This is a genomic window from Psychrobacter sp. FME5, from assembly GCF_014861375.1.
Lineage (GTDB): Bacteria > Pseudomonadota > Gammaproteobacteria > Pseudomonadales > Moraxellaceae > Psychrobacter.
In genome coordinates this window covers 1-13,599 of sequence record NZ_RRYX01000025.1, presented here as the reverse complement: position 1 = coordinate 13,599, position 13,599 = coordinate 1, and the positions used below count along the sequence as shown (strand labels likewise).

Here is a 13,599-nt window from a genome sequence, read left to right as displayed (position 1 = left end):
ATTGTAGATAGCTAACAAGTTGTTGATTGTTATTAAGCTGTCAGCATTGAGCCGTCAGCTTATCCATTGATACAGTTCATAGATATCTGCCAAATAGATATCTGATTAATAGGTATTTTATGTCTAATCAAGCCCCAAACTTTAAACGTCAAGATAGTCAACCATGGTACAAAAACTATATGGTGATTATCTTTGTAATTGGCATGCCAGCGGTAGTTGTGATCGCTTGCATTTGGTTTGTTTATTATTCTTATCAAATCCGCGATAGCGTGGTACGTGATGACTGGTATATGGATGGCAAAACGCTATATCATGATGTTGGCCGTGATAAGCTAACCTATGATTTGGACTTGCACGGTAAGATGCAGTTTTCAGACGATGGGGATATTGCCTTTTATTTGAATTACCCAGAGCAAAGCCTACAAACAGGCACACTGCTCAATGGTGAGGCGCTCACTTATCCTGATACGCTAGATTTATCTATCTCACATGCGACTGATATCAAAAAAGATCGCGATGCGGTGCTCAAGCATCAACAAGGTAATAAGTACACTGCGCAAGTAGATTTGGATGAAGTGAAAGGCAAGTATTATTTACAAGTCAGTTATGACGGAAAAGATGATTGGCGTATGCAGGATGTGGCAAAACTACCGCGACCAGAGGTGAGTTTTGATCCTCTACCAGTCTTTGCTAAAAGTTAATTTTTGACTAATACCAAACCCAAAAAGTACGATTAGCTGTGTCAAACTCGTTTAGTCTACAAGGCGTAGTACTTGCACTCGTTTTCCTTGCCACTCTAATTTTTGTGAATGATATAACTTTGAATAAATAGTAAAAAACCAGCCATGATTAATCAATGGCTGGTTTTTTTATAACTGAGTGATAAGTTTAGCTAAGCTTGAAACAATACCAATTAATATTAAATCACAGGATTAATCGTTGGGATTTTTTGCGTTGTACGACTGTTTCCCATCGCTTTATCTGATGCTATTTTTTGCTGTTGCGCCGCAAAATCTGGATTAAAAGTTTGGGTTTTGGGCGATACTGGTAGACCAATCTCAGCCAAACTTTCGGTTTGACCAGATTGAATATTATCCCCTTCAAATAAACGTTCGTTATTATCACGATCAAGGCTCAACGTCTCAAAATCAAATAACTCTCTATCCGCTAATTGTGACGGCGCGACGTTTTGCATGGCTTTAAAGATAGACGCTAAGCGCTGCGGGTGCGCATCATCCCAGTCGCGCAACATATCGTTAATAATTGCACGTTGCAGATTGGTTTGGCTGCCACACAAATTACAAGGAATGATCGGGAATTTTTTTAAGCGGGCGTATTCGATAATGTCTTTTTCTTCGACGTATGCTAATGGGCGAATAAGCAGGTTTTGCTTGTCATCACTCAGTAGCTTAGGTGGCATCGACTTGAGTGCGCCGCCATGAAACAAATTTAAAAAGAAAGTTGCCAGCATATCGTCGCGGTGATGTCCAAGCGCAATTTTGGTCGCACCAATTTGCTTGGCAAACCCGTATAATGAGCCGCGGCGCAGACGTGAACAGGCTGAGCAATAAGTCTTACCTTCTGGCACCACGCTTTTAACAATACTATAGGTGTCTTTTTCTAAGATGTAGTGAGCAATGCCCTGCTCGTTTAGATATGCTGGTAACACATCTTCTGGATAATCTGGTTGCTTTTGGTCGAGATTAACCGCGACGATATCAAAGTTAATCGGGGCGATACGCTTCAACACTAGCAAAATATCAAGCAAAGTATAACTGTCCTTTCCTCCTGAGACACAAACCATCACCACATCACCATCTTCGATCATATTAAAATCACGAATCGCCAAAGATACTTGTCTACGTAACTTTTTCTGTAGTTTGCGCAGGTATGTCGTTTCAGATGCTGACTGTTCCGTAATCTGGCCCGTAATACTACGGACGTTTTCACTATCAATATCGACATCATCATGTTTTATATTGTTAGTATTATCAAACTCAGGCATGGTTTTTGGCGTAAACACGGTCGCGGTGGTCATAAGTTACTCAATTTCTTTACAAGGGTGCTTTAAAAGCAGCGATTATAACAAAGTTTGCTAACAGATTGAAAAGATGAGATTAAATTACCACCCTAAATGCGACAGCCCACCCGAATCCATGCCATATATGAGTAACTACCAACGATTGAGAGTGGATATTCTGCTATAGCCAATCCTAAATAAAAGAGCGATAAGTTGAATACTATTTTAATACTGTCTCTATAGTTTTGTAATAGCCATATTTTTGTTAAAATAGGCGTTTTTCATAAATCAATAATAGACAACACTATGCCAAATACTGCTCCGCAACCCACTTCTGCCAATCAGGCAAACCATACCGACTCAAACCCACTGAATAAAAATCAAAATGCTGTCGTGTTGTTATCAGGCGGGCTCGATTCAGTGACTTGTTTGTATTGGGCTAAGGCTCGCTATGCGTCTGTGACTGCGGTTAGCTTCGATTATGGTCAGCGTCACAATAGTGAGCTTGTCGCGGCAAAAAATATTGCTGAAACAGCTGATGTTAATCATCGAATTATCGATATTGATATTGCCCAGTTGGGCGGCTCCTCACTAACGGATCACAGCATGATCGTCCCTGATGGTGATGCGGATAAATTCCCTAATAAAAAACGTGACGAGATCGACAACGACGCCATTCCCAATACTTATGTGCCTGCGCGTAATACGATATTTTTGTCTTACGCCTTAGCGGTCGCCGAAGTAACCGATGCCAATCATATTGTTATTGGCGTCAGCTCAGTCGATTATTCAGGCTATCCTGATTGCCGCCCTGAATATATTAACGCCTTTCAACATATGGCAAATCTTGCTACCAAAGCTGGCGTCACCGGTCATCACTTATCAATTCAAACACCGCTGCAACAATTATCAAAAGCCAAAACCATCGAGCTTGGTCTGTCGCTAGGGGTTGATTATGGACAGACGATTTCTTGTTATCAAGCGGATGAGAACGGCCTTGCTTGCGGCGTCTGTGATAGTTGCGCTCTACGTCGCCAAGGGTTTGCCCAAGCTGGGGTCGCTGATCCTACTCATTATCAACCTTAAGAAACAATTTGAGTAGCACTGATAATCGCTCAAAAAATCACAATCACTGCTTTAAAATATGCGAGTAAGTATCCTGAAAAATGGGGTTACCGCTCTTAAATCAGGAAGTGATTAAATACTCGAGAAACATTCGCTTGCATTAACACAGCATCACAGCGTTGCATTTTGAGCAAAATCCTTGCTATGGTATGTTCGATTATGTCTATCACAAGATATAAATGCGGATATATAGGTAAATACGCTTAGCAAGTTACCTATATATCCAACAAAAAAGTAGTGAGATTTTGCTTTCAGTAAAAAATCTAAGAAATTTATGTTATTTGTAAGAGGATCCTTATGAAGTTGTTGCCAGTATTACCCCTAGCCCTTGCTGCTCTGTTTGCACTACCACAAGCAAACGCTGCTGATATTAAGCAAGAAAATGTCAATACCTGTGTCAGCGGTGCGGTCAAATATAAAGTCGCTAATAAAAGCGATGCGACCAAACTTTGTAACTGCACCATTGATGTCCGCAGCAAAATGACTATCGGTCAAATGTGGGAGATTGAAAGCCATGCAAAAGACAAGAAAGACCCATCAGGCCTCCCTTATGTCAAAAAAATGCAAAAAGACTTACAGCAGTGCACCGTTGGCTTAGATTTAAAAGAGCCACAAAAACCTGCTTAATAAATAACTCGTTTAATATACAAAAGACTGGCAATAGCCAGTCTTTTTTGTTGCCCATGAAGGAGCAATTTGTAAAACTGATTATTAATTTCTGCTAATCTGCCTATAATAAGATGACTAAGAACAATACACGTATAACCAACAGCAATAAGGACATTACCATGGCCAAGCCAACTACAGAAAACATTACTTTACCCGACTTCCCAGTAACCATCGTACGAGAGCTTGATGGACACTTTATCCATGATGACATCAACCTAAAAGAGATGATTGCTAATACCAATAAAGGCCTCATTCTTTACTTTTACCCCAAAGACAATACCCCTGGCTGTACCACCCAAGCAACAGAATTTACTGCTCATATTAATGAATTTGATGGTTTAGGCTACGACATTATCGGCGTCTCACGTGATAGTGTTGAATCTCATGAAAAATTCATCGACAAACATGACTTAAATATCGCCCTAATCAGTGATGGCGATGAAAAACTATGCCAATATTTTGACGTCATCAAAGAAAAAAACATGTACGGTAAAATAACTTTAGGCCTTGTCCGCTCAGCCTTCGTGTTTAACAAAGACGGTAAGCTGACCCATGCTCAGCGTAACCTACGAGCCAAAGGCTATACTGAACGGTTGCTTGAAACATTAACACCTTAATCGATAACGCTATAAATTATAAAAATACAATGTAAAACAGGTGCTAATAACCGTTACGATAAAGGGCCAGTCTAAAATACTAAGAATAATCCTGTAAAAACAGCTCTTAGAAACGGCTTTTAAAAACAGTCCTTAGAAACAGCCCTGAATGTTAAATTATTATGAGTTGAAAATAATATGAATAAACAGTCCGATACTATTGCTAATAACCTAGCATCTACCGTCACTCGCAAAGTATCTGTTGCCATTATTGGTGCAGGGACCGCTGGTCAAAATGCTTTTCGTCAAGCCAGCAAAATTAAAGATGACATCGTCATTATTAATGAGGGGTTTTGGACGACAACTTGTGTCACCGTAGGTTGTATGCCGAGCAAGCTACTAATTGCAGCGGCTGACCGTGCGCATGCAGCCAATCACTCTGCTGAGTTCGGTATCCATGCGACTGCGCAGATAGATGGCAAACAAGTCATGCAACGTGTGCGCGATGAACGTAGCCATTTTGCTAGCTATATTAAAAAACAAGTTGAGAGCTGGCCTGAGGATAAAAAAATAGCGGGCCGTGCGCATATCAATCAACAAGGGTTAATTGAGGTCAATGATGAGCTGATTGAGGCTGAAAAAATTATTGTCGCCACTGGTAGTTCAGCATTTATACCAGATGGCTGGGCGGATAAGCTTGGCGATACCATGCTCACATCAGATATGGTCTTTGAGCTCACAGATTTACCAAAATCAATGGCGGTCGTCGGTGCTGGCGCTATAGGATTAGAGCTTGCTCAAGCATTCTCCCGCTTGGGCGTAGAGGTCACTCTGTTTAATCGAGTCAAACGCGTGGCTGGTCTCAAAGACGATGATATTAACAACCAAGCTATTAATTGCTTAAATCGCGAATTGACCATGCATCTGGGTAGCGAAATCACCGATGTCAGTACGCGAGCAAACGAGGATAACAACGGCTCAACCGCAGTGATTGATTACAAAAATAGTGCGGGTGAATCACAGCACTGGCAAGGTGAATATGTATTGGTCGCGACCGGTCGTCGCAATAACATCAAACAATTGGGGGTCGAAAACCTAGGTGTTGAGCTTGATGATAAGAACCGCCCAAAAAACCTCAGTAAAAAAACGGGGCAAATTGGTGATTTAAATATATATATCGTTGGTGATGCTAACGCTAATATTCCGCTACTGCATGTGGCTAGTGATGAGGGTTTTAGTGCGGGAAGTATGGTTTGCGAAAACAAAAAAGATGCCTATATTCGCCCACCAGCCATCCCCTTCTCCATCGTGTTTTGTTCACCACAGATTGTCAATGTCGGTATGTCTCTACCAGAAATACAAAAAGACTCAAAGTTAGAGTATGTCATTGGTAAGGTAAGTTTTGATAATCAAGGTCGCAGTCGTGTCATGGGTGTCAACTGTGGCTTGCTCCATATCTATGGCTGTAAAAAAACAGACAGAATCTTAGGCGCCAGTATAGTGGGACCTGATGCTGAATATATCGGTCATATACTGGCCACCGCGATTACCAACGACTTAAGTATCAAGGCCATGCTCGATACGCCTTTTTATCACCCTACTATCTTAGAAGGTTTACGTACTGCACTTCGTGATGTGCAATATAAAATGGAAATACCCTACCAGTCTCAGGACGCACAGGAAGATAGCTTTTAATATTAGGCTCAGCTACACTTTCAAATAACTAAATATCTCATATAAGCAAACTCTGCATGGATGAAACAATGGCAATTGCTAGTATTACTGACTTCTTTCAAGAGATTGTTCGCGACTTACATACTAGCTTGTATCTTGCTATTGGCGGTTCAATAGACGAAGAGTCGTTGGACTGGTCATCTAAATCAGTAGAGTGGGTAAGCACTGGCATCAAAATCCTAATACTGCTGGCGATATTGGGATTTTTTTATTGGCTTGCCATTTATATTCTTAAAAAAAGCAAATCCCAAATACACCTCAACGAGCGCCGAGCTAAAATTGCCCGTTCGGTGCTGCGTTACATTTGGATAGTAACCAGTTTGATTGCCATTATGAGTCAGCTGAATTTTGAGCCAAATACTATCAAAGCCACTGCCAAAGCCAGTACTTGGGCGGGTATTTACTATGTTTTATGGGCGTCATCAGGACAAATCATTCATAGAGTGCTACAACATTACGGTCTTAATGCATCCATTGAACAGCTGCTTAAAAATATCTTATCAGTGCTGCTATTGGTATTAGGGCTTGCCAGCGTCATGGCACAGTTTGGTTTTGATATCGTCTCCTTGGTCGCAGGTTTGGGGATTGCTGGTATTGCTGTGGGTTTCGCCGCCCAATCAACGCTTGCTAACTTTATCGCGGGTGTTACCATTTTACTTGAGCAATCTTTTCAAGTGGGTGACTGGGTTAATATCAATGACGATGAAGGTCGCGTAGTGGTTATCGCCTTACGCACTACCCACATTTTGACCCGAGATAACATCACTGTCATTATTCCTAACGCCAATGTCGCCTCTTCGGTGGTCACCAATTTAACCTCCAAAAACTTCATACGCTTTGATATCCAAATGCGCATTGCTTTTGAAGATGATGTCGATAAAGCACGGAAGGTGATATTACAAGTTCTGACGGATAGTGATGTGGTACTAAACCGCCCTGAGACCTCAGCGACTGTGGCGGAGATTGGAGAATATGGGGTATTTTTTATTATCCGTTTTTGGGTCAAGCCCGCCGCAGTGGCACGCATACCGAAAATCAAAGAAGCCTTACGAGAAAGTATCAAACACGCCTTTGATACTGCCAACATCTCGACCCCTTACCCGCATATGCGCTTACTGATGCCAAAAGATGTGGAGTATCCTATCGCAACCAAACCCTTTGCCACGACGACGCAGATAGTAGAAGAAGTACCGCCAGTGAAACAGCCTGATCAATAATGGTATCGGAACCTCTTAAGCACTCACCCATTGATCCTAAGTTCTTTTAAGCTTGAAGTTTTTAATTTCAAGCTTTTTATTCTCAGTATTTTAAGCAGGGCTTTATGTGGCTTATAGTTGATTTACTTTAAAACTGAGACGAGTGCTACTGGCATAAATTTTTTGCAGCCTCTGTCATGCTGGCGAACAGCACGCAAGAAAAATTGATAACAGTAGTACGTGGCTATTTACTTTATTACAATCGTATCGATTTTATTTAGAACTGCCTATAGTATTGTTAAATGTCTCTTTTATAAACCCACCCACTTTAAACCATCACGCCCTAAATTATGATAAAATTGACGGTTAAACATCTTATTTTATGATGTGTATTACTTATCAATTTAGCCCACAGGTATCCGTATGACCGTAACAACCGCGACCTCATCTTCAACAGCAGCTTCATCAGACTTGTCGCTTGACCTTATCATCACTTGTGCCGATGGGCTTGAGGCGCCGCTACAGACTGAGCTGACAAGTTTCGGTATTGCAAGTGACATCAAAAGCACTGGCCGTCTGACGGTTACAGGTACTTTGCGCGACCTATATACGATTTGCCTCTGGTCGCGTGTGGCTTCGCGAGTATTGATGCTGATTAAACGCAAAAATATCAATGCCGAATACGATGTGGCTGAGCAACTATATGGATTAGCAAAGTCGGTTAACTGGACGGAGCAATTTAGCTTAGAGCAAACCTTTGCGATTCGTCTATCGGTCGATAAACGCGTGGCTGTCAGTCAGCAATTTGCCATGCTACGTATTAAAGACGCGATTGCTGACACTTTTAACGAAGTCTATGACAGCCGTCCTAATGTTGATAGCAAAAACCCAGACTTTTCTGTGTTTGCCACCGTCAATGATAAGCAAGCTGAGCTATATTTAGATTTATCAGGTACCAGTCTGCATCGCCGTGGCTACCGCGTAGCGATGACAGAAGCCCCATTAAAAGAAAACTTGGCAGCGGCATTACTGTATAGCGCAGGCTGGCATAAGAAAAACGCAGCGGGCAACGCCCCTTTCTACAATGCCCTCATCGACCCGATGTGTGGCTCAGGAACATTTATCATTGAAGCATTACTAATGCATTGCGATTATGCCGTGGGAATCGATAAAGCCGCCAATCAATTTGGTTTTTATCAGTGGCAACATCATGACGATGCGCTATGGCAAGAGATGATCGATGATGCACAGACGCGTTTCCGAGAAGCCTTGGAGATTGCCAACGAACAGCCGGATACTTTACCGCTCATATTAGGCTTTGATGCCGATAGCGGCGCCATTATTGCCACTGAAAAGAACCTGATTGCCGCAGGTTTACAAGATATATTACCGCTACTCGATATCGAAACTCGTGCCCTTGACCAACTGAGCACGGTACTAAAACCCTTGGTCGATGATGGTCGATTGAGCAATCCTTTAGTCATCACCAACCCGCCATATGGTGAGCGCTTGGGTGACGAAGATATGATTAAACCTTTGTATCAAGCGATTGGCCTTATCCTGCAAGACAGTTTTGCTGGTAGTGGTGTTAATCCGATGCTGGGTATCTTGGCATCTAATGTCGAGCAAGTGGATATCTTGCCCATTAAAGAGCCAAAAACACTGCGCTGTCACAATGGCGCTATCACAGTTTATTTCCGTTATGGGGCATTGATTGCTGGGCAAAGCGGCAATCTAGTCAGCCGCTTTGAAAAGCGTGAGATTGAAGTAGAGGACGGCCAAGACTTTATCAATCGTCTACAAAAAAATCTGGCCAAACTTAAGAAACTGGCCAAAAAAGACAACGTCAGTAATATCCGTGTCTACGATGCTGACTTACCAGACTTTAAGGTTGCCATCGATTTATACGGTGATTATGCCCATGTTCAAGAATATGCGCCACCAAAAACCATCCCACCGGAAACCGCAAAAAAACGTTTTAATTTAGCGTTGATGGGTATCCGCGAAGTGTTCGATATTAACCGTGAACAAGTCTTTATCAAAACCCGCGCCCGTCAGTCTGGTAATGACCAGTATAGTAAACAGGGCAATACGGAAAAGCGTGGCAAATTTTATGTCGCTCGTGAAGATAACGCCTATTTTTATGTCAACTTTACTGACTACCTCGATACTGGGCTGTTTATTGACCATCGCAATATGCGCGCGCGTATCAAAGATAATAGTCGTAATAAGTCAGTGCTTAATTTATTTGCTTATACTTGTACAGCGAGTGTCCACGCCGCACTGGCTGGCGCCAAAAAAGTTACCAGCGTTGATTTGTCGCAGAACTATTTAGACTGGGGTAAGCAAAACTTTGTGCTCAATGGTTTGGATGTCAGTCGCAATAAATACCAATTCGTTGCCGCCGATATCTTTGAGTGGATCAAAGACAATACCGAACAATTCGATATTATATTTATTGATCCCCCCACCTTTTCGAACTCGAAGAAGTTTCAAGGTACCTTTGACGTACAACGTGACCATGCGGCGCTCATTAACCGCGCGATGAACCGTTTAACCACCGATGGGGTCTTGTATTTCTCTAATAACTTTACCCGTTTTGAGCTGGACGAGCAGTTGACCGAACGCTACGATATTACGGATATCACCCAAAAAACCATTGGTTTTGATTTTAATATCAAAAAACCGATTCATCAGAGTTTTGAGATTCGTCATCGTCAAAGCTTATAGTTGTTCTGATGGTTATGATTTGCCATTAAAACTGGAAAATATGCGAAGATACTGCCAAAAATAGTCATAAACTGAGCCTAAAACGGTCATAAACCGAGCTTAACTTCAAACTATTACTCTTAATGTATATGAAACATAACAATGACCCAATCTGCTTTGATTGGGTCATTTTTTGTTGTTATGATAGAGTGTTGCAAGCGATAGTTTTGCGACAGCTTTAATCCCACTGTCGCTTTTCACTCTCATTGTGGTAGTTTTTATATCTATGGCTTTCGTGTTGCAATTCTCCCTACTCTAATAACAAGGATACCACCATGGCTTTATCCCTTAATAAAGGCGGTAATTTATCGCTAACCAAAACTGACCCAAACCTAACTAAGCTACTTATTGGCCTTGGTTGGGATGAGCGTGCAACATCTGGCGCTGAATTTGATCTTGATGCCAGTGTGTTTTTACTCAATAGCGCAGGCAAAGTACGCGGCGATCAAGACTTTATTTTCTACAACCAGCTCAAATCTGACAATGGCGCGGTTGAGCACACCGGCGATAACCGTACGGGTGAAGGTGATGGTGATGATGAAGTCGTCAAAGTAAACCTGACTCAAATTCCTGCCGATGTCGACAAAATCGTCGTCACCGTCACCATCCATGATGCCACCGCTCGCAGTCAAAACTTTGGTCAAGTAGCCAACGCTTTTATTCGTGTCGTTAATGAAGAAACCGGTACTGAAGTGGTACGTTTTGATTTGGCAGAAGATTATTCAGTTGAAACCGCGATGGTATTTGGCGAAGTCTATCGTCATAACGGTGAGTGGAAATTCCGCGCCGTTGGTCAAGGCTATTCAGGTGGCTTGCAAGCCATGTGTCAACAATACGGTGTAAATATCTAAATCTTCATATTGCCTAGCCTTTACACTGGCATCTAAACAACGTACACATCCAAATATAAGGCCCTATTTATCCGCTATTAATCGTCATTATTGACAGTGATTATGCATGCACAACTTTCGTTGCAAAATAGTCACAATTTTTGATAGCCAAACGACTAATAATGCTTTATGTTTCGTTTTAAATTATACAAAAAAAGTGGTTAGCAATAACCGCTTTTTTGTGGTCTGTGTCTATAACAGACCGACCTTAGCTTTACGCAACCAGACAGGATGTGTCATGAGACATTTTTATTTAGACTTTATCTTCACCATTATTGCCCTAGCGGTAGCGGCATGGTGGGGATATTCACACGGTGGTATGGGCGGTATGATAACCACCCTATCTATTACCGCTATTTTGGCCGTCATGGAGATTTCATTATCGTTTGATAATGCGGTGGTCAACGCCTCAGTGCTTAAAGGCTGGGATGATTTTTGGAAAAAGATATTTTTAACAGTGGGTATTTTAGTCGCTGTATTTGGTATGCGCTTGGTATTCCCGATTGTTATCGTTGCCGTGACTGCCGACCTCGGTATCATGCAAGTGGTCGACTTAGCTTTAAACGACCCTAAAGAATATTCAGCGAGACTCTTAGCACACCATGCAGAAATATCGGCTTTTGGTGGTATCTTCTTATTATTAGTATTCTTAAACTTTATCTTTGATGATAAAGATGTGCATTGGTTTGATTGGCTTGAGAGCCGTTTGGTAAAACTGGGCAAAGTCGATGCCATGAGCGTGTTTGTCGCCCTTATCGTGTTGATGGTTGCGGTATCATTTGCCAATCCTAATCAATCAGCGGCGGTATTAATCGCCGGCGTTTGGGGCATTTTGGTTTATCTTGGTGTACAAGTGGTCTCTGGTATGCTTGAAGGTGACCTTGAAGAAGATTTAGAAAGCGAAGAAAGCGGTTCGGGCGCAGCAGCGACCAGCGCGATTATGAAAGGCGGTATTATCGGTTTCTTATACTTAGAAGTCCTTGATGCCTCGTTCAGTTTCGATGGTGTGATTGGCGCATTTGCAATCACCAATGACGTTATCGTGATCATGTTAGGCCTTGCTATTGGTGCGATGTTCGTTCGTTCGATGACCATCTTCTTAGTCGATAAAGGCACGCTTGATGAGTTTATCTATCTTGAGCATGGTGCGCATTATGCCATTGGTGCCTTGGCAATCATCATGCTACTATCAGTGAAATTCCAGGTGCCAGAACTTATCACTGGTCTTATTGGTATTGCATTTATTGGTTGGGCCTTTGTTGCTTCACTCAATTATCGTAAAAACGAAGCAAAATCGATTACCTAATGTTAAACTGAGCGTAAACAATACAGGTTTTTCGCATAAAATAGTATAAACAATGGGTTATATCAATAGTTTTGGTATAACCTATTTTTTATGCCCTAATTAAAATATAATTTATTTCTCTTTTTAGTATTCTTATTAAGTTAAAATCATCATTATCAACCACACTACAGAAATATGGTTACATGATTAATATGCAACAGATTCTTGATGATATTGCCGCAGAGATGGCCAGTGAAACCGATCGTGGAAAAGTGGCGGATTATATCCCGCAACTGGCCCATGTAGATCCAAACCAATTTGGCATTGCTGTAGCGACACCTGATGGGCAGGTATATACCGCAGGTGATGCCGACACACTATTTTCGATCCAAAGTATCTCCAAGATATTTACCTTAACCATCGGCCTTGGCAAGTTGGGTGACGCACTTTGGACACACGTCGGTCGTGAGCCGTCTGGCGATCCTTTTAACTCGATCATGGTACTAGAAAAAGAATCTGGTCGGCCGCGTAACCCATTTATCAATGCTGGAGCAATTGCGGTGGTGGATGCGATTATGATGGGTCATGAGCCAAAAGCAATATTGGGTGAAATCCTACAGTTTGTTCACTTTATTGCAGACGATGATTCGATTCGCTTTGACCATAAAGTGGCAGTATCTGAAATGCAACACAAAGATCGAAACGCGGCATTGGCGCATTTTATGAACGCCTTTGATCGTCTAAAGCATGATGTAGATAAAATACTGGGGGTATATTTTCATCAGTGCTCAATTGCCATGAGCTGCCAACAATTAGCGCGCGCGGGTTTGTTTCTAGTATCTAATGGTGTCAACCAACACACTGGGGTAAGAGTGATCAATGCAGAGCGATCTCGGCGAATCAATTCATTGATGATGATGTGTGGCCACTATGATGGCTCTGGTGAGTTTGCCTATCGTGTCGGCCTACCGGGCAAAAGCGGCGTTGGCGGCGGTATTTTAACGATAGCCCCAGGTAAAGGCTCTATCGCTGTCTGGTCACCCGGGCTTGATCATGTCGGCAACTCCAAGCTTGGGTTAAAAGCGTTAGAGATGCTGGTAGAAAAGACGGGTTGGTCGGTATTTGCCAATGAAAAGCGATAAAGGATTGGTGGTGTTCTAAAAAGTATGCTGGCATCAGACGTAGCCATAATTGATGTAAAAGAACACCAAATCAAACACTTTAAAATGATTATCAAGCTTTTTTGAGAAGCAACAAGTCTTTCTAACCGCTCGTCTTAATCGGTGTCTAAGGCGACAGTTATTACCCTCTATAC

At 42.1% G+C, this 13,599-nt stretch carries 12 protein-coding genes; 10 read left to right on the top strand and 2 right to left on the bottom strand.

Features of this window, described 5'->3' with window-relative positions; genetic code table 11:
- Positions 1 to 119: 119 nt before the first annotated feature.
- Positions 120 to 701, top strand: a complete 582-nt coding sequence (locus tag EI161_RS05595) for a FixH family protein (RefSeq protein WP_192523756.1) — start codon at positions 120 to 122, stop codon at positions 699 to 701.
- Positions 702 to 919: 218 nt separating this feature from the next.
- Here EI161_RS05595 and ttcA read toward each other — a convergent pair whose 3' ends face one another.
- The gene (gene ttcA / locus EI161_RS05590; protein WP_192523755.1) at positions 920 to 2,038 is read right to left on the bottom strand and encodes a tRNA 2-thiocytidine(32) synthetase TtcA; all 1,119 of its coding nucleotides are present in this window, start codon (positions 2,036 to 2,038) and stop codon (positions 920 to 922) included.
- Positions 2,039 to 2,389: 351 nt separating this feature from the next.
- Between ttcA and queC the strand changes: the two genes are divergently transcribed.
- From queC to EI161_RS05545, 9 genes are all read left to right on the top strand, one after another.
- Positions 2,390 to 3,106: a 7-cyano-7-deazaguanine synthase QueC gene (gene queC, locus EI161_RS05585; protein ID WP_225735243.1), complete on the top strand. Its 717-nt coding sequence runs from the start codon at positions 2,390 to 2,392 to the stop codon at positions 3,104 to 3,106.
- Between the two features lie 336 nt (positions 3,107 to 3,442).
- Positions 3,443 to 3,772 (top strand): hypothetical protein, encoded by a 330-nt coding sequence (locus EI161_RS05580; protein WP_192523753.1) that lies wholly within the window; start codon positions 3,443 to 3,445, stop codon positions 3,770 to 3,772.
- 161 nt (positions 3,773 to 3,933) lie between these two features.
- Complete coding sequence (locus EI161_RS05575; RefSeq protein ID WP_192523752.1) at positions 3,934 to 4,431, top strand: peroxiredoxin; 498 nt, start codon at positions 3,934 to 3,936, stop codon at positions 4,429 to 4,431.
- Between the two features lie 177 nt (positions 4,432 to 4,608).
- Positions 4,609 to 6,105, top strand: a complete 1,497-nt coding sequence (locus EI161_RS05570; protein ID WP_192523751.1) for a dihydrolipoyl dehydrogenase — start codon at positions 4,609 to 4,611, stop codon at positions 6,103 to 6,105.
- A gap of 68 nt (positions 6,106 to 6,173) precedes the next feature.
- The gene (locus EI161_RS05565; RefSeq protein ID WP_225735241.1) at positions 6,174 to 7,361 is read left to right on the top strand and encodes a mechanosensitive ion channel family protein; all 1,188 of its coding nucleotides are present in this window, start codon (positions 6,174 to 6,176) and stop codon (positions 7,359 to 7,361) included.
- A 402-nt stretch (positions 7,362 to 7,763) separates the two neighbouring features.
- The gene (rlmKL, locus tag EI161_RS05560) at positions 7,764 to 10,070 is read left to right on the top strand and encodes a bifunctional 23S rRNA (guanine(2069)-N(7))-methyltransferase RlmK/23S rRNA (guanine(2445)-N(2))-methyltransferase RlmL (RefSeq protein ID WP_192523749.1); all 2,307 of its coding nucleotides are present in this window, start codon (positions 7,764 to 7,766) and stop codon (positions 10,068 to 10,070) included.
- A 314-nt stretch (positions 10,071 to 10,384) separates the two neighbouring features.
- Positions 10,385 to 10,960, top strand: coding sequence for a TerD family protein (locus EI161_RS05555; RefSeq protein WP_192523748.1), 576 nt, complete (start codon positions 10,385 to 10,387; stop codon positions 10,958 to 10,960).
- A 277-nt stretch (positions 10,961 to 11,237) separates the two neighbouring features.
- Positions 11,238 to 12,305, top strand: coding sequence for a DUF475 domain-containing protein (locus EI161_RS05550; protein WP_192523747.1), 1,068 nt, complete (start codon positions 11,238 to 11,240; stop codon positions 12,303 to 12,305).
- Positions 12,306 to 12,496: 191 nt separating this feature from the next.
- The gene (locus tag EI161_RS05545; RefSeq protein ID WP_192523770.1) at positions 12,497 to 13,426 is read left to right on the top strand and encodes a glutaminase; all 930 of its coding nucleotides are present in this window, start codon (positions 12,497 to 12,499) and stop codon (positions 13,424 to 13,426) included.
- Positions 13,427 to 13,459: 33 nt separating this feature from the next.
- On the opposite strand, the gene EI161_RS05540 is transcribed toward EI161_RS05545, so the two are convergent.
- Positions 13,460 to 13,599, bottom strand: a 140-nt coding sequence (locus EI161_RS05540) for an IS1 family transposase (protein ID WP_192528726.1), incomplete at its 5' end; no start/stop codon positions are given.